This window comes from Pseudomonas sp. BIOMIG1BAC (assembly GCF_001705995.2).
Classification (GTDB): domain Bacteria; phylum Pseudomonadota; class Gammaproteobacteria; order Pseudomonadales; family Pseudomonadaceae; genus Aquipseudomonas; species Aquipseudomonas sessilinigenes.
The window spans coordinates 2,474,331-2,498,237 of the sequence record NZ_CP049045.1 but is presented as its reverse complement, the minus strand read 5'-3'; the positions used below and the strand labels follow the sequence as shown (position 1 = coordinate 2,498,237).

At 58.7% G+C, this 23,907-nt stretch carries 29 protein-coding genes; 25 read left to right on the top strand and 4 right to left on the bottom strand.

Annotation, left to right across the window (positions count from 1 at the left end; all coding sequences use genetic code 11):
* The first annotated feature begins 45 nt into the window (after nt 1-45).
* From ATY02_RS11920 to ATY02_RS11900, 5 genes are all read left to right on the top strand, one after another.
* Complete coding sequence (locus ATY02_RS11920) at nt 46-867, top strand: hypothetical protein (protein ID WP_068579768.1); 822 nt, start codon at nt 46-48, stop codon at nt 865-867.
* A gap of 355 nt (nt 868-1,222) precedes the next feature.
* Complete coding sequence (locus ATY02_RS11915; protein WP_068579769.1) at nt 1,223-2,467, top strand: ribonucleotide-diphosphate reductase subunit beta; 1,245 nt, start codon at nt 1,223-1,225, stop codon at nt 2,465-2,467.
* A 50-nt stretch (nt 2,468-2,517) separates the two neighbouring features.
* Nucleotides 2,518-2,658 carry a hypothetical protein gene (locus ATY02_RS11910; protein ID WP_158212591.1) on the top strand — a complete coding sequence of 47 codons (141 nt, stop codon included), beginning with the start codon at nt 2,518-2,520 and terminating at the stop codon, nt 2,656-2,658.
* A 67-nt stretch (nt 2,659-2,725) separates the two neighbouring features.
* On the top strand, nt 2,726-3,352 hold the full coding sequence (locus ATY02_RS11905; RefSeq protein WP_068579770.1) for a hypothetical protein: 627 nt from the start codon (nt 2,726-2,728) through the stop codon (nt 3,350-3,352).
* A 126-nt stretch (nt 3,353-3,478) separates the two neighbouring features.
* A complete protein-coding gene (locus tag ATY02_RS11900) occupies nt 3,479-4,324 on the top strand; it encodes a hypothetical protein (protein WP_020308163.1) in 846 nt (281 codons plus the stop codon).
* Nucleotides 4,325-4,460: 136 nt separating this feature from the next.
* Here the strand turns inward: ATY02_RS11900 and ATY02_RS11895 are convergent, their stop codons facing one another.
* Complete coding sequence (locus tag ATY02_RS11895; protein ID WP_083235696.1) at nt 4,461-4,862, bottom strand: helix-turn-helix domain-containing protein; 402 nt, start codon at nt 4,860-4,862, stop codon at nt 4,461-4,463.
* Nucleotides 4,863-5,259: 397 nt separating this feature from the next.
* On the opposite strand from ATY02_RS11895, the gene ATY02_RS11890 reads away from it, so the two are divergent.
* The 16 genes from ATY02_RS11890 to ATY02_RS11815 all read left to right on the top strand — a co-directional run bounded on the left by ATY02_RS11890 (nt 5,260) and on the right by ATY02_RS11815 (nt 17,499).
* A complete protein-coding gene (locus ATY02_RS11890; RefSeq protein ID WP_083235695.1) occupies nt 5,260-6,033 on the top strand; it encodes a hypothetical protein in 774 nt (257 codons plus the stop codon).
* Between the two features lie 131 nt (nt 6,034-6,164).
* Nucleotides 6,165-6,434: a hypothetical protein gene (locus ATY02_RS11885; RefSeq protein WP_068579775.1), complete on the top strand. Its 270-nt coding sequence runs from the start codon at nt 6,165-6,167 to the stop codon at nt 6,432-6,434.
* A gap of 147 nt (nt 6,435-6,581) precedes the next feature.
* Nucleotides 6,582-6,977, top strand: a complete 396-nt coding sequence (locus ATY02_RS11880) for a hypothetical protein (protein WP_141698124.1) — start codon at nt 6,582-6,584, stop codon at nt 6,975-6,977.
* A gap of 114 nt (nt 6,978-7,091) precedes the next feature.
* Complete coding sequence (locus tag ATY02_RS11875) at nt 7,092-7,916, top strand: hypothetical protein (protein WP_068579777.1); 825 nt, start codon at nt 7,092-7,094, stop codon at nt 7,914-7,916.
* A 262-nt stretch (nt 7,917-8,178) separates the two neighbouring features.
* Nucleotides 8,179-10,389: a phosphoadenosine phosphosulfate reductase family protein gene (locus ATY02_RS11870; protein ID WP_068579778.1), complete on the top strand. Its 2,211-nt coding sequence runs from the start codon at nt 8,179-8,181 to the stop codon at nt 10,387-10,389.
* Nucleotides 10,390-10,613: 224 nt separating this feature from the next.
* Nucleotides 10,614-11,333: a hypothetical protein gene (locus tag ATY02_RS11865; protein ID WP_068579780.1), complete on the top strand. Its 720-nt coding sequence runs from the start codon at nt 10,614-10,616 to the stop codon at nt 11,331-11,333.
* A gap of 35 nt (nt 11,334-11,368) precedes the next feature.
* Nucleotides 11,369-11,929 (top strand): hypothetical protein, encoded by a 561-nt coding sequence (locus ATY02_RS11860; protein WP_068595438.1) that lies wholly within the window; start codon nt 11,369-11,371, stop codon nt 11,927-11,929.
* Between the two features lie 78 nt (nt 11,930-12,007).
* The gene (locus ATY02_RS11855; RefSeq protein ID WP_068579787.1) at nt 12,008-12,253 is read left to right on the top strand and encodes a hypothetical protein; all 246 of its coding nucleotides are present in this window, start codon (nt 12,008-12,010) and stop codon (nt 12,251-12,253) included.
* A gap of 126 nt (nt 12,254-12,379) precedes the next feature.
* Entirely contained in the window at nt 12,380-12,841 is a 462-nt protein-coding gene (locus tag ATY02_RS11850; protein WP_068579789.1) for an antitoxin Xre/MbcA/ParS toxin-binding domain-containing protein, read from the top strand.
* The gene (locus ATY02_RS11845; protein ID WP_068579791.1) at nt 12,838-13,332 is read left to right on the top strand and encodes an RES family NAD+ phosphorylase; all 495 of its coding nucleotides are present in this window, start codon (nt 12,838-12,840) and stop codon (nt 13,330-13,332) included. Before ATY02_RS11850 ends, ATY02_RS11845 begins: the two co-directional genes overlap by 4 nt.
* Before the next feature lie 154 nt (nt 13,333-13,486).
* Nucleotides 13,487-13,924: a hypothetical protein gene (locus ATY02_RS11840; protein ID WP_129591709.1), complete on the top strand. Its 438-nt coding sequence runs from the start codon at nt 13,487-13,489 to the stop codon at nt 13,922-13,924.
* A 134-nt stretch (nt 13,925-14,058) separates the two neighbouring features.
* The gene (locus tag ATY02_RS11835) at nt 14,059-15,126 is read left to right on the top strand and encodes a hypothetical protein (RefSeq protein ID WP_068605595.1); all 1,068 of its coding nucleotides are present in this window, start codon (nt 14,059-14,061) and stop codon (nt 15,124-15,126) included.
* 101 nt (nt 15,127-15,227) lie between these two features.
* Nucleotides 15,228-15,377, top strand: coding sequence for a hypothetical protein (locus ATY02_RS11830; protein WP_164823644.1), 150 nt, complete (start codon nt 15,228-15,230; stop codon nt 15,375-15,377).
* Nucleotides 15,378-15,515: 138 nt separating this feature from the next.
* The gene (locus ATY02_RS11825) at nt 15,516-16,565 is read left to right on the top strand and encodes a hypothetical protein (RefSeq protein WP_068579798.1); all 1,050 of its coding nucleotides are present in this window, start codon (nt 15,516-15,518) and stop codon (nt 16,563-16,565) included.
* A gap of 399 nt (nt 16,566-16,964) precedes the next feature.
* Complete coding sequence (locus ATY02_RS11820) at nt 16,965-17,255, top strand: helix-turn-helix domain-containing protein (RefSeq protein ID WP_013715607.1); 291 nt, start codon at nt 16,965-16,967, stop codon at nt 17,253-17,255.
* A 10-nt stretch (nt 17,256-17,265) separates the two neighbouring features.
* A complete protein-coding gene (locus ATY02_RS11815; RefSeq protein ID WP_041769753.1) occupies nt 17,266-17,499 on the top strand; it encodes an AbrB/MazE/SpoVT family DNA-binding domain-containing protein in 234 nt (77 codons plus the stop codon).
* Nucleotides 17,500-17,635: 136 nt separating this feature from the next.
* Here ATY02_RS11815 and ATY02_RS35985 read toward each other — a convergent pair whose 3' ends face one another.
* Together ATY02_RS35985 and ATY02_RS11810 are read right to left on the bottom strand one after the other, a co-directional pair.
* On the bottom strand, nt 17,636-17,860 hold the full coding sequence (locus ATY02_RS35985; RefSeq protein WP_322708470.1) for a BPSL0761 family protein: 225 nt from the start codon (nt 17,858-17,860) through the stop codon (nt 17,636-17,638).
* Nucleotides 17,861-17,999: 139 nt separating this feature from the next.
* Nucleotides 18,000-18,389 (bottom strand): antitoxin Xre/MbcA/ParS toxin-binding domain-containing protein, encoded by a 390-nt coding sequence (locus ATY02_RS11810; RefSeq protein WP_083235694.1) that lies wholly within the window; start codon nt 18,387-18,389, stop codon nt 18,000-18,002.
* Nucleotides 18,390-18,637: 248 nt separating this feature from the next.
* Between ATY02_RS11810 and ATY02_RS11805 the strand changes: the two genes are divergently transcribed.
* From ATY02_RS11805 to ATY02_RS11790, 4 genes are all read left to right on the top strand, one after another.
* Entirely contained in the window at nt 18,638-19,813 is a 1,176-nt protein-coding gene (locus ATY02_RS11805; RefSeq protein ID WP_068579802.1) for an SAVED domain-containing protein, read from the top strand.
* Complete coding sequence (locus ATY02_RS11800; RefSeq protein ID WP_068579804.1) at nt 19,813-21,066, top strand: nucleotidyltransferase; 1,254 nt, start codon at nt 19,813-19,815, stop codon at nt 21,064-21,066. The genes ATY02_RS11805 and ATY02_RS11800 overlap by 1 nt, the downstream gene beginning before the upstream one ends.
* 292 nt (nt 21,067-21,358) lie before the next feature.
* Entirely contained in the window at nt 21,359-22,834 is a 1,476-nt protein-coding gene (locus ATY02_RS11795) for a ThiF family adenylyltransferase (protein WP_228022269.1), read from the top strand.
* The gene (locus tag ATY02_RS11790) at nt 22,831-23,322 is read left to right on the top strand and encodes a Mov34/MPN/PAD-1 family protein (protein WP_068579806.1); all 492 of its coding nucleotides are present in this window, start codon (nt 22,831-22,833) and stop codon (nt 23,320-23,322) included. Before ATY02_RS11795 ends, ATY02_RS11790 begins: the two co-directional genes overlap by 4 nt.
* Here the strand turns inward: ATY02_RS11790 and ATY02_RS11785 are convergent.
* A complete protein-coding gene (locus ATY02_RS11785; protein WP_141698125.1) occupies nt 23,319-23,867 on the bottom strand; it encodes an exonuclease domain-containing protein in 549 nt (182 codons plus the stop codon). The two genes, ATY02_RS11790 and ATY02_RS11785, sit on opposite strands and share 4 nt — an antisense overlap.
* Nucleotides 23,868-23,907 lie beyond the last annotated feature (40 nt).

The following is a 23,907-nucleotide window of genomic DNA, read 5'->3' as shown; positions in this document are numbered from 1 at the left end:
CGCCGCTTGGCTAACCAGCCCCCTTACCAGTGACCTGAATCAGACATGAAGCTCCTGACATTCAAAGATACCTGCGGTAAGCGGATTGACACGCCGGCCATGGCGCCGATCATCAAGTTCGTCGCCGAGAAGGTTGGTGCAGACCCCGCATTCATCCTGACCAAGAGCCAACTCGATCAGGCTATGGCACACCTCCAGAGCACTACACCTGATAGCGAGCGCTCCGCCCTGGTTGAAAGCCTTCAAGCGCTGCATGAGAAGGCGCTGAGTTCCTATGTCTCCAGCCTCAACCCCTTTGCTGCGCGAGCCGTAGAGGGAGTAATCGCAGACGTGAAGGCGGGCCGGAGGCCCCAGCCGGCACGGCTAGACCACATTGCCGAGCTGACAAGTCATTCCCACTGGAGCGCCTTCCAGGGCACCAAGACGCTGCCTGACACCTGCGGGCAGGAGCTTCATCCTTTGCTTGCTGCGACTGTGCGCGTGGTGAGCGAGGCACTGGCCATTCCCGAATCCAGTATTCGGACCCAAAGCCAGCTCAGTCATGCCATGGAGCTGCTGAGGCATACCTGCACCGACGAAGAATCGGCGGAAGCGCTAAAGCATCGGCTAAGGGATGCCCGTGTTGTGAGCCTGGAGGAAGTTAAGCCGCTGGTGGGTGGGCTCGGCCAAGAAGCGCTGAATGTTCTTACCGAGCTGGCGAAGGGCAACACGAAGCTGGACATTGAGCAGGTGCAGCGTTTGGTCATGGGTATCAGGCGAAGCATGTTGCAAGACCTGAAACGAGAGTACCCGGACCTGGAACAGCAGATCGCTGAATCCGGGGATGAAGAATCGAAGAAGCTGTTGGCCTATCTCCAGCGCAGCTGACCCGCTCACTTTTGCAATGCCCTCAGCCCCTGCAATGGGGGCTGAGCGTTACGTGCCCTCGCTGTACTGGTCGATACCGACCGGCCCAACGCCCAGCTGGTAACTGCACCGTCTTCGAATGAAATTTCCCGGTCAGACCACCTAATCTCAGCACCTCACCGCACAGGGTGTGGTTCAAGCACAGGGCTGTTTGCCGTGCTCGGGGCGGGCCTTCCCCAGCCCCAGACATAAGGCTCGACGACTTTCTCTAATCTCGATGCCGCCCTGATGACACAGCCCTCTCGGCCTGATCATAGCCACATCGCCAAAGCACATCCGCTACTGGCACCGACACAGAACCACCGAGGTAATCATCATGTTGAGCTGGGACGACGCCGACGACACTATCGAAACCGCAACTGCTGCCGACGCTGCGCCAGCGCCAGCTGGCAATGACACCGCCACTACGCCTGCCGAGCCGGAAGCCTCTGTCGCTGCCGCCCGCTTGGTGTCGAGCACAGATAGCGAGGCCGTTGCCCGTGCCAAGGAAGCGCTGAACGAGTTGGACATTCAGGAAGGCCTGGATGACCTGGAAGGCGCCGCAGCCCGCGTGCATGTCGGCGACAAGATGATGATCAACGCCCGTGCCGACCTGAACCAGCTGGTGCCGTTCAAGTACGACTGGGCATGGCAGAAGTACCTGGACGGCTGCGCGAACCACTGGATGCCCCAGGAAGTGAACATGACCGCCGACATTGCCCTGTGGAAAGACCCGAATGGGCTGTCCGAGGACGAGCGCCGCATCGTCATGCGCTCGCTGGGTTTCTTCTCCACTGCCGACTCGCTGGTGGCCAACAACTTGGTGCTGGCCGTGTACCGCCTGATCACCAACCCCGAGTGCCGTCAGTACATCCTGCGTCAGGCATTCGAGGAAGCCATCCACACCCACGCCTACCAATACTGCATCGAGTCGCTGGGCATGGATGAAGGCGAAATCTTCAACATGTATCGCGAAGTGCCGAGCGTGGCCAAGAAAGCCAGCTGGGGCCTCAAGTACACCCGCTCTATCTCTGACCCTCAGTTCCAAACTGGCACAGTGGAAACCGACCGTCAGTTCCTCAAGAACCTGATCGCCTACTACTGCGTGCTGGAAGGCATGTTCTTCTACTGCGGCTTCACCCAGATTCTGTCGATGGGTCGCCGCAACAAGATGACCGGCACCGCCGAGCAGTTCCAGTACATCCTGCGCGACGAGTCGATGCACCTGAACTTCGGTATCGACGTGATCAACACCATCAAGATGGAGAACCCGCACCTCTGGGATGCCCAGATGCAGGAAGAAGCCACCCAGATGATCCTGCAAGGCGCACAGCTCGAAATCGAGTACGCCCAGGACACCATGCCGCGAGGCGTGCTGGGTATGAACGCCGCCACGATGGCCGACTACCTCAAGTTCATCGCGAACCGCCGTCTGGTGCAGATCGGCCTAAAAGAGCAGTTCCCTGGCGTTGCCAACCCGTTCCCGTGGATGAGCGAAATCATGGACTTGAAGAAGGAGAAGAACTTCTTCGAAACCCGCGTCGTGGACTACCAAACTGGCGGCGCCCTGAGCTGGGACTGATCCCAGCTTTAACCACACAGTGACCTGATACCCCAAACGAGGAAATGACCATGCTGAGCTGGGACGAAGTAGAGAAAGACGAAACCGAGGAAGACTTCCTCGCTGCGAAGAACGAAGACGGTGAAGCCCCTGCGCCGGCTGCCTGCCCGCTTAATCCCGATGGGCTCACTACATGCGACGCCTGCCAGTAACGCCTGCTGAATGGCTGGACGCCCTGCCCAGCTAACCACCTGACCTGACGACAGCGAGACACCCCACATGACGCCCAACCACCTGCAACAAGCCATTGCCCGCGCCACCGCTGCCGGCGATGAAGTAATGGTCGGCCTTCTTCAACGCGCCAGCCAGGACTACTACCCCGGCGCTGCCGAAATCAACCAGCTCGTAGGCAATCTTTGGAACTCGGGATGGGGTGCCGCTGACAAGCAGATCGGCATCATCGAAAGCGAGTTTCACGAAACGGCAAACGATGGCATCGCCGCCCGCGACGTGTACGAGCTTCGCGATGGTGTGGGCGACCTGATCTTCACTACCCTCGGTCTGGCCCACCGCACCGGCCTGAACGCTGCCGCTGACTATGCGCAGGTGGTCGCCAGCCAGTACAGCAAGTTCGACCCGACCGAAGAAGACGCCCTGAAAACCAAGGCCAAGTACGACGCACTCGGCATGGAAACCCGCTACGAGCGGCGGCAGGTGCCCGGCACGGACGATTGGGTTTACGTCACCTTCTCGGCCAAGGACCAGATCGACGGCGAGGGCCGCAAGTGCGGCGCCGGTAAGTGGCTGAAATCGTATCGCTTCGCCGAACCCGTCTTCGATGAACTTCCTGCCGAGGTTAGTGCCAAGCTGAACGTTGCAACCGTCGATACCGCCAACCCCGCCTAACCTCGCGGCGCTGCTGATGCTCCCTCCGGTGCGCCCTGCGCCGGGGGATGAGCAACTGCCACCAGTGCGGCTGCGTGCCTCCCCCCTCATTCGTAGACTGGGTTCACCTTCGACCCAGGACTACTCATGGAACAGCTCTCGATCCGCCTCGCCAACATCATTCAGCGTGCTTTGGTGCGAGAGGGCGGCAAGTCTCGGACACAAACGGCCTCCCTCTCTCATGAGGACGTTCGACAGCTGCGAATCCACGGGATGTGGTACGAGGGCTTTGAGCCATGCGAAATCCCAGGCCGGGAAGACGCTGAGTTCTGGAGCGTGTTCTCTGTTCTAGACCGGGAAGCTGCCGAGAAGGCGGTTGCTCAGTTCCGAGTTCCCAAGGCGCCAGTTGAGTTCACCCTTACCCCCATCGAGCAGATCGATCAGGCCCGCCAGTGGGCTGAGTACCGCTGCCCTGCCTGCAATACAGCAAGCGTGGAGTGGCGCGATGGCGACAGCGTGCCAGTTCCGGTGCTGCCCGAAGGAATCGACTCCTACGGACTGATCGACACCGGCTTGATGGTCGGGCAGTGCAAGCACTGTAGCCAGCCGGTCTATATCTACGAATTCGGGTTCTCGACCGTCGATAACCCGCAAGACGACATGGCCTTCTGCGTGTGGAATCTGCTGTACGAGCCCGATTCGTTCCAGGTATTCCGAGCCGAGGCAGAAGGTCACGAACCTTGGATCGTCTCGCGTCTCGACTACCGCACGGGCGCCACAGCTGACGGCGATACCCTACTGCTGCCCAAAGGCCCCTTCGTGATCGACTTCCACCAGTTCGGCCCATTCAAGCTGGAGCACTCCAGCGAGCTTACTGGCCCGCACGGGGTCAGCAACTGCGGAGCGTCCGGCGCCAGCGACAAGTGGGAAGTAGGCAAGGCTCTGTTCCACAACCTTGCAGGCAGCGCCATGCGAGCGCTTAACGACCGCTGATAACTCAGACCCCTATGGCCTGACACTCATCCTTGAGCACCTTGCGTGCGAATTCAGGGGCAGCATTCTTTGCTCCCTGGATCGTCTGTATCCCTCGGCGCACCCGGCCCATGAAGATCAGCTCAAACTCAGGGTTCTAGAACGACCTGCGACAGAGCAGCATCGTGTGCCCTGCATATTGGCGACTGGACAGCACCGGGTTGTGATCGAGCCAACCATCGTCGGTCGGGGCCTCGCATAATTCCTCGGGCGCCATTTCCGGTTTTTGGACCTTAGATTTCCTGCGAGCTTCTTCAATGTCCGCCTCGGTAAGGCCGGCAGCACTCATCAGCAGCGCTGGCAGGTCTATCCCGTAGTAGCCAAGCAGGGATACCAGTGTGTCTTGAGGAAAGCCTTGTAGGCCTCGCTCGACGCGGGAAAGGCCACTGGTGTCGATCTTGAGGTCACGGGTCAAATCTTGAAGCGTTCGATTCTGCTGCAATCGAATCGCTTTGAGGATTTCCCCCATGATCTGGTGCGAAGGGCTTTTTGGCTTCATGCGCCGATTACTCAAGTGCGAAATTCGCAAAATGCTAGCACAGCATCACTCGCTCCAGACGCTGATTCTGGACGCGCTGAGAACGTTTCAGCTTCTGGTATGCCAGCAAAAATTGGATGGCGGATCGCTCGTCCCGAGACGCAAGGAAGTGGATTCGAACAGCCCCAACCACATGAGCCATTCTCAAGTCGGATAGGACTTGTCCATCTAACTGCACCGGGTTCAGTGGTATCAGCCAACGCCCTAACCCTACGATTGCTGGAGTCGGCCTCCGTCATTCCTGAAACCCCATGCTGCGACCTGAGCATTCTCATGCCGCCACAACCTCAGTCCGATGACACAGCCATTCTGCCGAGAAACTTCCAGCTCACTTTCGCGGTACAAGGCATCGCTGAGCATGACCCCAACCCCTTGGAACATCGCCTATCACTCGGGCATGAGTTCCCAATCCGACTTTCAGGCCTGCATCAAAGCTGGGGCACCAGCAGGCGTAGTCGCCGGCCTGTTGACTACACAGCAACTGTTCGGGGCGATTCCTCGGTTTATCCGGGAAGGCGGCAGCCTGTTCATCGACAGCGGCGCCTTCTCAGCTTTCCGCAAGGGCGAGCCGATGCAGTGGAAGCGTGTGTTTCAGGTGTATGACTTGGTGATCAGCACCACCGAAGGCTCTCCGAAAGTCAGCATCGTTGCACCTGACGTGGTAGCCAATCAGCCGGCGACGTTCGCGCTCTGGCAAGAGCACCGTGACCTGATTCGATCCTGGATCGATAGCGGTGTGCGAGTGATTGTGCCGCTTCAAACTGGGCCGATGCCTGCTGACCAGCTGCTGCGAGCCGCCATTGAGCTGCTGGGCACCGACCGATTCTGCGCCGGAATCCCAAGCAATGAAGCGGCAATGTCGCCGGCTGAGTGCAGCCTGCTGCGCCACCATGATTTCCACATTCTGGGCCGGGTGAAGCTCGACGACGAGGTAGCTGCCAAGGTCGCAGCGCTCAAAGCCAACTCCCCAGATGCCAACCTGACCGCCGACGCCAACTGGCTGCGCTCCCGGACAAGGAAAGCAGGCCAGCTGCGTGAGGCAATGCCAATCAAGATGTTCGAGAGCCGCCGCACGCAGGCCGTCAGCCACCTGCTGCGTGAAGAAGGGTATGCCCTCGGGGTAGAGGCATAACCCAGCACCAGCAATCGAGAATCAAGCCCAGCGACCGCGCCGGGTTTTACTACCAATCAGGAGTAGGGGCGCAGTGCTTGCGCTCACCTCACGCAGCCAATACACCAGCCCACTTTACGAGTACCCGTTTCATGAACACGCAACACGCGATTCAAACCAAGCCGTCTCAGCAACGCTTCTGGGTGCAGGACAAGACCCGGCTCTGCCGTATCACGATGTGCGCCGAATATGCAGATGAAGCTGTGCGTGATGGATTCCGAGAGGTCACGCTGGACGAGCAGGAAGCCTTTCGAGAAGCCACCCATGCAGCGATGGAAAACGGTTGGAAGCCCGGTTCGCGCAAGCCTTTCGAGAGCTTCCTGCCGGCGAACCTGGAACAGCCTCAAGCAGCTGAACACTAATGCGCCGGGGCTCCCAGCTTAGCTGCCCGGCGCCCCTGTCCCCCATGCAAGCATGCGCCCTCATTCCCGAGCATGGGAATGCGGGGCTAGTTCCCCGCGTGCGCCCTGAATATCTGCCCAAGCACGCCCGTGACACAGGCCCACCCCTTGGATGATGAGCACTTCAACCAAGAGGATTCAGCCATGCAGACAACCGCAATCGCCGCCGCCGAAATTGTGACCTCCCAGCTCCAAGCGAGCCGTGAATGCCTTGAGGCAATGCGGCCTCTCGACCTGCCGGTGATGGGCAAGGGGAATGTGGTTTGGGGACCAGCGCCGCACGACGAGAGCCAGATGATCGATTACCCGTCGAATTGGACTGGGCTGGCCGCTCGCTACGAAGATGGGAACACCTCCTACTGGTTCCTCGGCCAATGCCAGCAGACCCAGGAGCGCGAGTTCTACTGCCTCGGCAAAGCCGGCTCAGTTGCAGAGCTGATTGCGCGGGCAGAAGCCGCCGTCACCCGAGGCATCGATTACTGGTCGTCTGTGATGGCAGCCTGATCCGCAAGCACCCCCAAGCCCCACGTTGAGAGCTGACGATGTTTCTGTGCCGGCGCTGACACAGGTGCCGGCGCGGGAAGATAGCTCCATCGTTTCCAGACCGGAGCAATCCCCATGACCACCACCTACGAATTTGGCCAGCTGCTGCTGATCGACAAGGCCCCAACGCTGGCACAGCGCGAGAACGTCATCCGCAACAACCTCACCGACTGGCGTTTCGAGGCGGGCTACATGCGAGTTCACAAGGTGGCCGTCACGTCAGCGGGCGAGTTCTACGCTTGCGTCAGCTACCCGTTCCGGTCCAACACCATCCAAACCTACGTTGCCGGGACTATCCAGTGCCGGCGCAAAGAGGATGGCTACTGGCTCAACTTCGACTGCTTTCTGGCGACCGCGAGCGTTCCCTTCACCCTGACGGGCTGCCCGCGAGAAATCTTCGACGCCGGCAATGCCATGGGCATGATGACGAAGGTGAACGAGGACTGGTATCAGGCCTGCTTGCAGACACAACTGATCCGCGACAAAGAACAGGCATTGAAGAAGGGTGCCGTGTTCAAGCTGCAAGCTGGTGCGCCGTCCCGCGTTCTGGGAGGCGAGCGTGCGACCTTTGCCGTTGTCCTGAGCAAGTCCAAGGCCCTGTATATCAGCCCCGGCTCTCGCTCCACGATCCAGGGCGGGATCGACGACCTGATGGAACACTACGACCCGGTAGACGCGAGCACCATTCCCGAGTTCTTGGAGCAGAGCAGCTACACCGAAGTGGGCGAGCTGCTGTTCGACCTGAGCGGTACTGCGCCAGCGCTCAAAGGCCGTCTGGCCAAAGGGGTCAAGGCCAAGCTGTTGGCCAAGGTACGCAAGGAGCGCGACCGCGCACTGGTGGCTTCGTATGAGGCTGCAAACCTTGTGAATCCATTCACCACGGGCGCATGGCTGTCCTAACCGCAGACAGGCCAGAGGCGCCTAAAGTGCATCCTGTGGCCGCTCCTTGACCACGGGATGCAGATCGACCGCGCCTGATCCGCCCACTTTCAGGCAGACACTGGCGCCCTACACTCGGCGTCATGCCAGCCGGCCAAGAGCAGCATCCTCGAATCCGAATATTCGCTCTGAGCATTTGCATGCTCTGCGTTGCCCTGCCGATGACACAGCCATTCCGGGCTGATGATGACCCCATCGAAAACACAGCACCGGGACCAACACCATGGGCATGCAACAGACCTCTCTCCAGCTCGCCGACCTGACCACCGAGGTTCAAACCCAGGACGCGGTTTCGGGGCCGATTCAGGAGCTGACCTTCAGCGAGAAGGTAGCCATTGCCGTTCAGGCTGTGAAAGCCCAGGTGCTGGCCGGGCGTCACCTTTCCGTGGCCTGGAGCGGCGGGAAGGATAGTAGCGTTTTGCTATCACTCGTTCTGATGGCGTACCGCGAGCTGATTGACGAAGGCGTCAGTGTTCCAACCCTGCACGTCTGCCATTCCGACACCAAGATCGAGAACCCGGTTGTGAAGGCCTACAACAGCCTGATGATCAAGCAGATCGAGTCCTACTCCCAGGAAAGCGGCATCCCTATCCGCATCTGGATCGCCTCGCCGGGCCTGAGCAACGACTACCTCGTTTCCGTGATCGGTGGGCGCACCATCATGTCTGTCGGCTCCAACGCGAAGTGCTCCATGATGATGAAGGTGGAGCCACTGAATAAGCTCAAGCGCCAGCTGCGCAAAGCCATCGCCGCCGAGGCCGGCATGAAGCCGAAGGAGGTCGAAATCGTCTCGATTATCGGCACTCGCTTTGACGAATCCGCTGCACGCAACCGCGCTATGACCGAGCGCGGCGAGTCCGCCACCGACGCGGTAGACGCGATGGATGACGGCCAGCTGGTGCTCAGCCCGATTGCCCACTTTTCCACCATGGAGGTGTTCGAGTTCATCGGCTACGTCCGTTCGGAGAAGATCAAGACCTACGACCGCTGGGACAATCTGGTCGAGCTGTACCGCGACGCCAACAACGGGGACTGCATGGTCAATGCCTACATTGCGAACCGAGAGCAGGCCCGTACCCCTTGTTCAGCACGCACGGGCTGTTGGGGATGTTTGAGAATCAGTTCCGACACCTCGGCCAACAGCCTGCTGGCCCATGAAGACGGCAAGTACGAATGGCTGCGTCCGCTGGTCGAGCTGCGCGAGTTCATGAAGCGCATGCACTTCAATCCCAAGGCTCGGGCTTGGGTAGCGCGTGACGTGAGCGAGGACGGCTATATCCAGATCATCCCGAACGCCTACAGCCCCAGCTACACGAAAGCCCTGCTGCAAGCGATCCTGAGCATCCAGGCCCGCGAAGAAGACGAAGCTCGCAAGCTGGGCATTGCCCCGCGCTTCGAGCTGCTGACCCTCAAGCAGGTCATGGCCATCGAACTGAACTGGGGCCGCTACGGCTACCAGAAGCCATGGACTGCCATGCGCATCTGGAATGACGTGTACCGCCACGGCAAGCGCTACAAGCTGCCTGACGTTGAGTCGATCCCGGTCTACACCGAGAAGGACGTTAGCTTCCGCGCACGCATCCCGTTCGCTGATGGGCAGTACAACAGCCCCTACAGCGGCCTGCGCAACATTGACGCGGAAATGGCCAGCGCCGAAGACCTGATGGTTGCCCGCGACGGTCGCCTGTTGACCCGTTGCGAGACTGGCGACGAGTACGACATTGACGAAGAAGGCCTTGAGCTGTTCATGGAGTTCGAGCTTGACCGGGTGCTGACCGCTGAGCGCCTGAACGACGCCCCCAGCGCCGCTGTTCACTATCTGCTTGGCCTCGGCACTGTCCAGCTCTACAAGGGCAGCCAGAGTGACTGGGATCGCATGCTGCGTGTGTCGAACCAGCTGCACCGGCACAACCTGCTGGAGGTGCTGCACAACCCCCAGGCCATCATCGCCCGCGTGGCCGAGAAGCTGGCTGCCCACGGCCTGTCGCCGTCGCTGATCACCACCAACCAGCCGGTTCTGATCGACCTGACCCCTGACCAAGGCTCGCTGTTCGACGCTCAGGCCGCAGCATCGGAACCGGCAGCCGTGCCGCCGACTGACCCGGCGCTGGCGCTGAAAGAGCGTGAGGTTCAGGAAGAAGATCGGGACGGCACCAGCTACGAAGCCCAGTACAAGGCGGCGATGCGCCAGATGGAACAGCAGCTGGGCGACGAGTGCCCCATTCCGGCATTCAGCAAGATGCTCTCCGAGTGCTGCGTGATGCTCTCGAAGCTGCCCCTCACGCAGTATTCGTTCGATGCCTTCATGGCCCTATGGGTGGCAGAGAGCGGCTATGGGGCCGATGGGGACACCCCACCGGCCAGCGCCTACGAGCCAATCGTCAAGGTGGCTTACAGCGTGCTGCTGTCGGGCGGGCTCATACTGGCGCCGTGAGCAAAAGCGCCAGCACACCCAGCAAGCCAATCTGTGCAGATTGCCTCGGCGGGTGTAGCAATTCCGAGCATCCAGACCGTCGCGGCCACTCTCATTCCCGGCTCTAGGGTTTGACGAGTTTCATTCGACGGCAAGCTTCGACGATGACACAGCCCCACCCCGGAGATAGTAGGCACATCGAAACGCCGAGCACACAGCCCGGCCAGACCTACTGGAGCCGCACCATGGAACTGACCGTCAAATACAGCTACGTCGAGCAGATCACTCCGCCCCGCTGCCGCAAGCCCAGGCCGCAGCGCTTTGATGACGGGGTTGCTGTTCTGTCAATCCGCGAAGTCACCGCCGAGCAGGCGCCGGTTGCCATTATCGGGCGCGAGAAGAACTTCGAGACAGGCGAGTATCTGGAGCCCGTCAGCTATTGCCTGTTCGATGGCCGTCTCTGGACTGACAGCACCGTATCGGGTTGCACCCGGCGTTGCAGCGAGCGTTACCCGGCCATTGGCCCGGAGCTGAATCTGGTCAAGGACAGCGCCATGCTCTCGCATACAGGGCTGGGCATCTACGTTTGCGTCCACGATGGCAAGCAGGGAATCGCCCACTATCTCCAGGGCCTCGCCCGTGACTGGCTGATCATCGACGGTCAGCTCTACCGCCCTGCCGGCGAGCCAATGTACGTGGTGATGACCTTCGGATTGAGCGGCAATCACGGCGGCACCGCGCTCCTGACTGACGATCACCTGAATCCCAATATCCGACGCGAGGCTTACTTCTCGCTGCTGGAGCTGGATCAAGCCGTCACTCACACCCTGCTTGTGGCCGGCAAGCGTGGTGACACCGTTAAGGTGAGCACCGATCCTGGCTTCCAGTTCCAGGTTCTGATCCCGGCTGCAATCCAGTGGAAAAATCCTTCTGCCGGCGCCGATGACACAGGCCAAGCTGCCTGATGAAGAACCCATCCAAAACGCAGCCGGAGACGGACATGAGCATCACTTATCTTGAGCAACGCTACGCCAACACTCTCGCCGAAATGGCAGCACAGGGCCTCATCGAGGGCGACGAACTCCCGTCGCTCCAAGAGCTGATGCAGACCATCAAGGACACCGTGGACGACGAACAGCTCAGCTTCCCGGACTTCGAGCAGTTCTTCGCGTGGTGGGACGTGACTACCGCCTATGACCAGATGGACGAGGAAACCAGCGCCGAGCACCACAAGCCCGCGCTGGAGATTGCCTTCGCTGCGCTTTTGCGCGAAGGGTTCTTCGTCGTGGACTTCAAGAGCACCTACGAAGCAAGGGTGGCAGAGCTGATCCAGTCCGGCACCGTAGCTCAGGGAGAGCTGCCTGACTTCGACGCCATTACCGCAGAAATCAAGGTGGCGGTGCTCATCGATCAGGATCGATTCTGGAGCTTCGCTCAATTCTTCGATTTCTATGAGAAGGCCGTTGCCGTCGCTGCCGAGAACTTTAACTTGACGCTCGAACACCAGAAGCCGGCCCTAGAAGTCCTGTACTGGTCGCTTGTCTGCGAAGACGCTCTTTAACCGGCGCCAGCAGCAACCATCGAATCTTAATCTGGGGATCGCCGATCCCCAGCATTCCAGCTGATTACGGAGACACCCATGCGGCGCCACCTGCTTGCCGTCGAACTCGATAGCGACATGGACTTGACCACCCTCGCCTCGCGCCGTGTGCAGATCGAGGCGATTGCCAACAACCGCTACCGCGTCTCGCCGCAGCTCAGGCTGTACAAGTGCGAAGGAAGTTCTTTCGTTGGTCGCTACCTTCGGCGCCGCGCCCCGCAATTGGCTTGGTATGCAGGCAATGCAAGTCGGCCCACGGGTTACTTCACCCGCACAGACGTGTAGTTCACAAGCAGATCGACGAAGGTCACGATCAGCCGGAGTCACTACGCACCTCCCAGCGGGCACACAGTGCGCAATGCGACAAATGACGCTACACTTGCGTCAAATGTCGCAACAGGAGCAACCATAATGCTCACCGTCAAACGTCATGCTGCATCGAAGGACCGGAAGCCGACCGAGTACCTACTGGGCAGAGACATTAAAATGCTCAGCCCAGTCATGATTTACAAAATCACAAGCGAGGGTTTCGCATACCAGGACGTGCAGGAAATGGTATCCGTTTCCGTCCTCTTGTCTTCCCAGAAGGTCATGAGCCGTATCGTAGGGCGTTCCGTTCGTACCTTGCAGCGCCATGGAGGCAAGAAACAGGCAAATCTCGATGCGAAGCAGAGCGCCGTAGCCCTTCAATACGCCAAGGTCCTTGAGCATGCGATGAGCGTGTTTGGAACCCAGCAACTTGCCGAGGAATGGCTTAGCCGTCCCTGCAAACTCTTGGAGGGTAATATCCCGCTGGAAATGATCGACAACCCGGTTGGGTTTCAGGCCGTCGAGGACTACCTAACACGGATTGAGCACGGGGTGTACCAGTGAACCCACTTCCGTGGTCAGGGTCTTGGAATGCTTGGCGTTTGGACCGGGAAGTGTTCAAGGGCACATGGGATAGCGGCATCGGCGCTCAGATGGTCGGTGGCCGCTGGAACCCACCGGGCCGGCATGTCGTGTACGCATCCGCTGATCCCGCAACCGCGATCTTGGAAGTGGCAGTGCATGCCGGCTTCGACACTTTGGATACCGTGCCTCATGTCCTCACCTGCTTTGAAGTTCTCGACCCCACGCTGATCTATGTTGTTCAGCCGGAAGACGTTCCGAACCCCTTATGGCTATCGAGCGCTCCTGCCTCCCCCAACCAGCAAACCTTCGCCGATGCTTTGCTTGCTGAGCATCCGTTTGTGCTGATCCCGTCAGCAGTCTCAAAACACTCATGGAATCTGCTGGTCAGCTGCGACCTCGCTGCCGGAAAGTACCGACTGATCAGCCAAGAGCGCTTTGGCTTGGATACCCGGTTGGTGGCCAAGCCCTAGTCATCCAGAGGGGCAACCGCCCCTGCCCGGACTTGAACTTTCAATCCCTGGCTTGGGGCATGAGCAATTCATGCTGCTGGCATGTTTATTACCCTGACACAGCTCGGATGGTCCGATGATGCAGGCATCTGAAATGCCTGCGAGGCCTGCCCAAATGACCCTTATCCAAGTCACTCCCGAGCCCATGATTCGTGTATCTGCGCTGGGCTTCACGCTGGGGCGAAACCCCGATTCGATGCCGAATAACATCCGCCCCGACAAGAGCCTTTGGAATGCGCCCGATGGTCGCGAGCTGACCTACACCCAGGCCAAGGAGGAATCGTGGCGCATCAACGCGTATCTGGTCTATTACCTCGTTTCTGGCCGCTACGTGCTCGACCACATCCATGCCGCTGATGAATGCCGCCCGGCTGTATTCCAGACGAAGGAAGAAGCCTTGCTCTTTGTTCAGCAGGAGATTATCGGTCGCCGGTCAATAACTCGGCAGTTTTGCATCGAGGGTCCAGGTGCGGACTACCACATCCCCAACACGCCCCAAGGCCTCAAGGACATGAACTACAACCTCATGCCGGCGCTCAGGAGGACCGCCTGATCGTCGGGCGCCAGCATAGGGGTTGAGCAATTACTGGAATATCTGTGCGCCTGCGATGACACAGCACTACCCCCTAGATACTGGCCACATCCAAAACGAAGGGCACACAGCCCTACCAGACAAGGGGAATCGCCATGGGCTCCACCGTATCCACCAACAAACTGGCCGCAGCTTTCAAAACCAACAGCGGCAAGACCATGTACGTGCTGTTCGAGGAAACCTACGAGTCCAACTGCTACCCGCGCACTCCGCGCTGGGGCTGCCTGATGATGGGCGTGATGGGCGAGATTGCCAACATCATGCGCGGCATCTTCCGCTCAGCTGGATGCTGCGAGGGCGGCATGCTCAAGGGAGCTGGCGGGCGAAACATTACCCCCGAGGGGTACATCCAGGGCTGGCTCAAGGAGCTGGCCAACCCGGTATCGTTCAAGGATCGAACCTTCGAGCTGGCGGTTGGCGATAGTTTGTCCTCCACGGTTCCCCAGGGCGAGTTCAGCAAGATCAAGGAGCGCATGACAGCCAATGGCTTCGAGGCAGAAGCGACACAGCTGGAGAACGGCGAGAAGCTGACCGTCAGCCTGTACGAACACGGCGAGCTGCTGGCCAGCATCTATGACGGCAACGTGGGCGCGTGGCGGATCATCCAAGGCTTCCACGCCCCGGTCTATGGGCTGCGCAACCCTGAGCTTGGCTATGCCCCCGCGAAGGCCAAAACCTTCGAGCTTGAAACCCATGAGTGCATGCGCCTGTTCAAGCATCGCGAGGACGTGGCCGTCAAAGATCAGAACGGGGACTGGCGGAACCGTGGCTGGGCCTACAGCATCATTGGCAACTATGTGCGCGAGCTATGGCAGGCAGAACTGCGCGAGCCGGGCAGCTACCGCGCCCGCATCAAGAACCTGCGCAACGCCATCGAGACTGCCCCGCTTATGCCATCGGGAGCTGTTGTAGTGATCGACACCACTGTGAAGCTGGAGAGCTGGACTCAGGAAGGCGTCACCCGCGTCGTCAACGAAAACTCGCACACCATCGTCGGGCATGAAATCCATGTGGCCGTCCCGCAAGACGAACATCAGGCGTACCGCGTGTGCTGCCTGCATGAAGATTGCGCCAAGTTCGTCTGCATCCCCCTCGCAGCCGAAGAACCAGCACCAGCAGCACCAGCAGCACCGACCCTGCAACTGGACGTGCTGGCCAGCTGAACCCGCCTCCCAGGCAACCCAAATGCCCGCCATGAGCGGGCATTTTCTTGTCCGGCGCCAGCATCCCGCGAGCGCCCATTCTCCGCTTCCAGGACTGGGGAATGAGGAACTGCGCAGCGTTGACCCTCGCCGGCGATGACACAGGGTCGCGCCCCGATGATGGGCACAACCAAATCAGCGAGGCGCATGCCTCAGCGGTGGGTAGCGGCGCCCTGGCCGGCGACTTCTTCCACGTTCACTACCGCTGGTAGATTCATCCTCGGTTGCCAGCATTGGGGCTGAGCATTTGCGGCAATTCTTGCTTGCCGCCGATGACACAGCCCCTCCCCCTAGATACTGGCCACATCCGAAACGAGGGCGAACCGCCCTACCAGACAAGGGGAATCACCATGGGCTCTACTGTATCGACTGGCAAGCTGGTAGCAGCGTTCAAGACCAACAGCGGCAAGACCATGTACGTGCTGTTCGAGGAAACCTACGAGTCCAACTGCTACCCGCGCACTCCGCGCTGGGGCTGCCTGATGATGGGCGAAACTGCCAACATCATGAGTGGCATCTTCCACTCGGCTGGGAGCTGCGAGGGCGGCATGCTCAAGGGCGCTGGTGGTCGCGATATTAGCCCCGAGGGCTACATCCAGGGCTGGCTCAAGGAGCTGGCCAACCCGGTAATGCTCAACGATCAAACCTTCGAGCTGGCGGTAGGCGATAGCCTTTACTCCACGGTTCCCAAGTCCGAGTTCGACATGACCAAGGAGCGCCTGACCGTCAATGGCTTCGAGGCGGAAGCCATCCAGCTGGAGAACGGCGAGAAACTGACCGTCAGCCTGTACGAGCACGGCGAGCTGCTGGCCAGCATCTATGACGGCAACGTGGGCGCGTGGCGAATCATCGAGGGCTACAATGCCCCGATCTACGGCCTGCGCAATCCTGAGCTGGGGTATGCCCCTGCGAAGGCCAAAACCTTCGAGATTGAAACGCATGAGTGCATGCGTTTGTTCAAGCATCGCGAGGACGTGGCCGTCAAAGACCAGAACGGGGACTGGCGTAACCGTGGCTGGGCCTACAGCATCATCGGGAACTATGTGCGCGAGCTTTGGCAGGCAGAACTGCGCGAGCCGGGCAGCTACCGTGCCCGTATCAAGAACCTGCGCAACGCCATCGAGACTGCCCCGATCATGCCGACCGATGCAGTTGTTGTTATCGACACCACTGTGAAGCTGGAGAGCTGGACTCAGGAAGGCGTCACCCGCCTCGTCAACGAGAACCCACACACCATCGTTGGCCACGAAATCCACGTAGCAGTCCCGCAAGACCCTGACCAAGCGTACCGCGTGTGTTGCCTGCATGAGGATTGCACCAAGTTCGTCTGCATCCCCCTCGCAGCCGAAGAACCAGCTCCAGCAGCACCGACCCTGCAACTGGACTTGCTGGCCAGCTGATCCCCGCCCCGGCAACCCAAATGCCCGCCATGAGCGGGCATTTTCTTGTCCGGTGCCAGCATCCAGCGAGCGCCCATTCTCCGCCTCCGGGGGTGGGGAATGAGGAACTGCGCAGCGTTGACCCTAGCCGGCGATGACACAGGGTCGGCGCCCCGATGATGGGCACAACCAAATCAGCGAGGCGCATGCCTCACAGGAGCCCTACATGAGCGAGTTCATCGTCCGCGTGACCTGCTTTGAACTGAATTACCGTGGCCAAGTAGCCGGCCAGATTGCCGAGGCGTTCGTGCCAGTCGATGCTTGTACGTGAGAAACATCAGCACACCCTCTTTTAAGCTATATATAGCATAGCCCAAGAGGCGCTAAAAAGGCTTCATCGTTCCTTTTGCGAGACAGCAAATGGAACTCAATGAAGCGCTTGGTCTGGTGATCAAGAATCTGAGAAATTTGAAGGATCTACCCCAGGAAGGGCTGGGCCCCAGCCAGAGCTATATCAGTGCAATCGAGCGCGGCAAGTGGAAGCCATCGATTGAAAAGGTTGAGCAGATTGCCGAGGTTGTCGGCATTCATCCTTTGACGCTGCTGGTTCTGGCGTACCAACGGCAGACGCCTGGACTGAAGCCAGATGAACTGCTGAAAAAGATCCAGCGAGAAATCATGAGTCTTCAGAGCAGCCTGTCACCTGAGTAGGTATGTGCAGATGAAATCGATGCAGGTGGTAATCGAAGACTGGGATGGTGACGGAGCTATTCGCATTCCCGACGAGGTGCTCCAAGAGCTGGGGGTCGACGTCGGGGACAGCCTTTACCTCATTGAAGAGTATGTCGGTACCGCCCGCTGTCTTGTGCTCAGTAAATCGCCACAGATCCCTGATAGGGTTGATGAGCTGGTGAGCACCTGGGAAGCCTCCGCTCCAAAGCCCTCTTCAAAATAATCTGGTTTCGCAATCCCCCTGCAGCTATTCTGTGTGTGCAGCCCAAGAGCTTCCTCTCCCGGGCGCTGTACCGGTGATGAAACTTGGTTCGAGGCGGCCCCTGAGGCCGCCTTTATCATTTCTGCGGGATGAGAACCTAGTCTGTAATTGAGGAGCTGAAAACTGGCCCCATTGCGCCCAGTGGCAAGGTCTCCGACTGCTCTTCTATTCGCCCCGCCAGGAACACATCGTCCTGCGTAGGGAAGTGCCGCAAAAGGAACTTGGCATCTCGCCGTACCTTTTCAGGCAGGCGGCTATCTCGGGACAGTTCAACGAGAAAATCTCGCGTCCTTATCACAGCGCGAGAGCGCTCATTCGGCATTGTCATTTCCGTCTCCATGAATACCAGGACTCCCCTGGCAGCATACGCTTGGAGTCATGACAGGTGGCCGATGCTGACGCAACTGGGCGGCAAGCCAACGCCTAAGATCTCTTTACCGAGAGCAAAAGCAGCGAGTCAGTCAAACCGGTAGTCCGTGCTCAATAGAGAGCAACACCTGGTGTACAGCTCGGCCACCGAACTCGGTGCTCAACAGGGAAACGGGCTGCACGTTTCCTAGCGCAATATTTGGCGACGTGAGCCAGCGAGTCGCCGCGACTTGATCTGACTCCACGATGTTCATCAGCTCGTCGACAAGGTTCGCCAGCCGACAGAAGGCCTCGCCCTCCGCAGGAGTCATGAGGTAAACCGTTGGAGTGATACCGATCCAGCCTGCCACGACGCAAGAATCAATACCCAGCTCTTCCGCCAAACGCGTGGTTAGCTCAACCGGGAGTCCTGCCATGGTCGCCTGATGCAGGCCCTTATGGCTCTGGGGAAGCCCAAGTCGCTCAATAAGACTTTTCATCATGGCAACCTCTGGTTGTGATGTTGGCACCAGTCCCGGCACTGGTACTGATTAACTCACGGATCGTCCTAGCGCTGCAGCAGATGGAGGTTCCATTCATGCACTGAAACTGCTCGCAGACCGCAGGTCATTTGCGACGCTACCTTATTTGAACTGCTTAGCTTCACGCCCCTTGAATTCTGGCTTGATGACCTCATCTGCTCTTTAAAGAGCCAGTGCGTATTCGGGATTCAGGTGCCCAAGGAGGGCAAGTGAAAGAACAAGAAAAGTCTAAGCCTGCCAACGGGCGTTATGATACCGATATTGAGACGAAGCGCATCGTCTGGATCCAATCAGCGGGGCATTGCGAACTCTGCGGAACGGATCTCACGTACGACTATCGTGCTGGAAAGCCCATGAAATGGGGCGAGGTAGCACATATCTTGCCTGCCAGCCCGAAGGGGCCAAGGGGGCGAGATGACCATGATGAAGCTAAGGCCGAGTCGCTCACCAACGACACGGCTAACCTCATGCTGCTCTGCCCTGGCTGCCATGAAAAAATTGATCGCGATGCTGATGGTTACCCTGAAAGCGATCTGAGTGGCCTGCACCAGGCGTACTTGGAGCGAATTCGGCTGGCCGCAACCACTCCAGACGGCGGCAGAGCCATTCCAGTGATTGTGCAAAGTCAGCATTTCGCGACGATCAATGACATCCCTGTTCGTGATCTGTTGGGTGCAATGTCCGCAGAGGGGCTAACTGCATTCGATCATGCCATCAAGATCACTTTGCCTGCTCCGAGTCATCGTGGCAGAGATGCTCGCTACTGGCAGAGCATCCAGGACGGCGTTCAGCATGAGTTAGAGCAGCAGTTAAAGCGTCGTGGAGGAGCCTATGGTGATGCCCCTACGTTGGCCGTGGTCGGATTGGCAGACATTCCTGCGCTGATAATGCTGGGACAATCCTTAGGCGATCGATCCAAGCGCCTGCTCTTTTCGTTCCACCGCGAGCATCAGCTGCGTTGGCCTAACCAGTCAGCTGAGCCACCGGAGTTTTTGTTCACTCCCCCAGCGGATGGTGATGGACCACTTGCACTGGTGCTGTCGATCTCCGCCCAGGTCCCCCTTCGCGACGTCGAAGAGGCATTACCTGGCGCTCGTATCGCAGAGCTAAGCATCCCAGAACCGAGTTACGCGATGGTTCAGAATCGTCGCGTGATTCACGCTTTTCGCGATGCCCTACAGATGCACTTGAGCCGACTTGAGGCAATGACGGCGGAGACGATCCATGTGTTCGCGGCGATTCCTGCTGCGTTGGCGATTGAGTTCGGTGCCCTGCTTACCACGCAACACCAACACGCCTACCTGATTTTCGATCGAGATAAAGACAAGCAGAACAGGTTCACGCCAACACTACAGTTGGGCCACCAGGCCCAGGAGGTCCGTTGATGTCCATGAGCAATGAACAGACCAAGCGCGGGAGCTGGGAACACTTCCTGCTCCGTGCAGCGCGGGAGATCTCACTGTCGGAAACACAGTACGAGAAGATCAACGACCGATACTCCCAACTGGAGAAGATCCTCAACGCATCCGACAATCCGCTACTGGCGGAGGCCCATATTTTTGTTCAAGGCTCCATGCGCCTGAAGACGACGATCAAACCCGTTTCTGGTGCTCCCGAAGATCTGGACACCATCGATGCGGACGCCATCATTTGGCTTCCACATGCTCAGGGGGCGGGAGCTCAAGAAGTCCTAGATGCTATCGAGGAGCGATTCAGGGCTGGCAGTCGCGTCCAGGAAGAAATCAAGCCACTGCGTCGCGGCATCCGGATCATCTATGCCGATGAAAACCCCGGATTCCATATCGATGTCACTCCAGCGCGTGCCATTAATGGGAACTCTCAAGGCAATGGCGAAGGTAAGCTGGAAGTGCCAGACCGGGAGACTGGATGGAAGGCGAGCAGCCCCATCCCCTACTCCAATTGGCTGCAGGTCGCTTCAACCCAGACAATCTCCTTCGAGAAGCATCTGGCTGTCGCGAAAAGTCAGCGCGCCTTTGATGCCGCCACTCAGGACCCGCTACCTCAATATGAGGAGTACCTCGATCAAGACCCACTCCGGGCGACGATCAAGCTGCTGAAGCGACATCGGGATGAGTGGGCCATTCGGACAAAGAATGAGAACTGCCGGCCTATTTCGGCAGTCATCACAACACTTGCCACTCACGCCTACCTTGACGTAGTGAAAGAGTCTCAGTCGAAACCGCTACGGCCGTTGGACGCAATCCTCGAGATCGTCCGCAGAATGCCGGATCACGTCAGACACCGGGGGAACGAATGCTTGGTCTGCAATCCCGCGGACAGCGGTGAAAACTTCGCGGAGAAATGGAATAGACCGAGTGAGGGTTATCGCTACCGTCGGGCCTTCCAAGACTGGCACTCGAATGCCAGCGCATCCGTGTCGTTGGGGCTTGAAAGCTTTGAGTCCGCAGAAGCTTTTGCCACGGCTGTTAAGGAGAACTTTGGTATGGGTCCCTCGTTCATCTCGGCAGTGAACCGAGAAATCCCCTCCAACTGGACAATGCCTGGTCGCCCGGACGGAACCACCCGAAACGCTACGTCGATGGGCGCACTGTTTGGCGGTGTCAGTGGGACAGCAAACTCTCAGGAGGATGTGAAGCCGGTTGAGCGTCTTGGTTGATCAGACAAACACGCTTCTGCAGCGGGGCATAGTCGCGCTGCGAAGCGCTCTTGGTGAAGACGCCGCACTTGCACTGCTTCAGCCTGCACCCACGCGGGCTGACGAAGCTGTGAGCTACTACTTTCCTCTGCCAGTTGACTACACGGGGACGGAGCGGCGGCTGCGCATCAGTTTCCCGACGAATTTTCCCCGCGGAGGCTTAAGGCTCATTGTCGAGCCCTCACCGTGGCTTGTATGGCCCCACGCCATGGAAGTTTGGCTGTGTCTGCATGGATTTCAGGAGCGCCCAGTGATGGGCTCCCCTGAATATGTCGTATTGGATAGCTTGGCTCGCTTACGCAAGATCGTAAGCTTGTCCCAAATGGGGTCATGCGCGGCTACACGGGATGCCGAATTTCGGCGCGAAATCACATCCTATTGGTCGAGGCAGCAGGGGCTTTCTCTACAGAACCTTATTCTTCTGGATCGTCCGCAGGCGGCATCGAGGCTATTTGCCTTAAGTGATCCTCGCCAAACTTTGCCGTCTGGCCAAGAAACAGTCTGGTTAGCGACAGATGTGTCATCATTAAAAAGGCATTGCAAACGTACGATTGGCCGATCTCCGATCATGCGTGCGCCGGAGACTCCTGGCTTCTATGCAAAGCTTCAGAGTTATCCAGATCTGCGCATTCCTGCCCCTGAGTTACTGCTCGCATGGCTCGCTCCTCACCTTGATTCCGATGATTGCGCGCAGCTGTTGGCTTGGTTCAATGAGCGAGGCTCGCTAGCTAACCGCTGGATCGCTTTGGAGCTTCCTGGTGATGCCAGTGCCCCGATCTACTGCCTTAACGTTCGCGCTTACGGGCCACAGCTAGATCGAGGGTCGAAGTTTTACCTGCGATCAGCTCGGCGCCGGCCTGCAGTTGCGGTTAATCATCCCCCAGTTCTGATTCGAGCAACGACACTGGATGTGCTGGATCGGACAGAGATTTTATCCCGCGACCTCAGCGGTGTGGCACAGATCCTAGAAGGGGCTCGCGTCGTTTGTGTTGGGGTCGGGTCATTGGGCGGCACGGTTGCCCTACAGTTGGCACGCTCGGGCGTTGGACATCTGACACTCATTGACCCGGACTACCTAGTGTCAGCGAATCTGGGCCGGCATGTGCTCGGTGCTGATGATCTAGGCCTGGCCAAGGCCGAAGCCCTTCAAGAACGAATCCGTAAAGACCTACCCACCACGGAGGTTGTTGCATTCTCAACCTTCGCCGAAGTGGTGATGTACAGGAATCCCGAGGTATTCGAAAAAGCGGATCTGGTAATAGTTACCACTGCTGATTGGCCCTCTGAGGTTGCTCTCTGGAATTCCAAGGCGAATGGCACCTCTTGGGGGCTGCTCCAGGCCTGGAGTGAGCCTCATACTCAGGTAGGACATGTGCTCCTTGCGCCATCTGGTGCATTTGATGCTCTAGGTCTATTCACAGAGACGGGTGATTTTAGGCACAAGTTCACCGAGTGGCAGGAAGGTGGCGTCGTCGCCCTTCCCGCCTGCGGAGAAAGCTTCATCCCAGGAGGTTCTCTGGGAATGGCTAACGTTGCTTCGATGGTTTCTCAGGCCGCATTGCGCGCACTGAGTGGCGGCATAGAAACCCCGCTTTGGGTCAGCAGCATCAACAGCCCCCACGACGTGGCGACGCTGGGAGGAAAGTACGTCGGGCCTGAATTGCCTGTTGGAATGCGGCAGGCTCAACTGGAGCGGAGTTGGCCGGAGCCAATGGAGGAAGCTCAATGACGGCAATCGCCTGGCAATGGAGTTGGCCGTGGGTGGACACTCATCTGTTGGTATCGCAGGACGTTGCGGATCTGCTGGAGGGCTATCGGCAAAGGCGCTTTGATGTGGAACGCGGGGGGCAGCTGTTTGTCGATCCCTCAAGCGCTGCCGGATTGGTACTTGCCTTGGCGACGCCCCCCCATAGAGATGATCAGGCTGGAAGGACGTGGCTGGAATTGAATGCTCACCGCTGCCGAGACGAGATTGAACGAGCTAATGCGACAGGACTCCGCCTGGTGGGGTACTGGCATACCCACCCCCAAGGCATTCCTATGATCTCTCCCACCGATATCGGGAGTTTTTCCAGGTTTGCAGCGCGCTACACACAAGATCTGCCGCATCCGCTGGCAATCATCGTGGGCAACTCCAGCAGCCCTGAAGGCATAAAGGCTTGGTCGTTCAGGGCGGGCCGCTATGTTGAGGCTACATGGAGTGGCTGGCCTGGTTAGCGGCTGCGCCCTTCTGCCAGCATTAACCCAAATAACTCCGCTTGAAATCGTGCGTCATCTAATGCGTTATGGCTCGGTGAGCTTTGGGGCTTGAGCCGAGCGGTCATTTGGGAGGATTTGGTTTCCTTCCAGTGGCAGCCGGTAACCCCCATGTAATACGCCTTCATATCGATTGCGGTGAACCCAAAGGGGTTCGCCCCAGAATACTTGTGGAAATAGTAATTGATGAAGGACCAGTCAAATGGAGCGTTAAGCCCCACGAAAATGACTTTCTGATCTGCTGGGCATACCTGGGTCAGCCATTGATCCAGCTTGAGCATCGCTACCTGCGGAGCAAGTCCCTCGCGAGTCAGCCTGGTTAAATCAAGTCCCGTCACGGCCACAGCCTCCGGATCGTGCTCTATACCGTCTGGCTGAAGCTCGAGATAGATTGAGCGGCCCGGCTCTGTAACGAGGCAGGCTCCAATAGAAAGCAGGCTAAAAATGCCCGGCACTGGCCCGGAAGTTTCGACATCGACGGAAACATAAAGCTCATCGCTCATTATCTTGCCCCTTATATTTCAATCTCGTCGGACAGTATGCTGG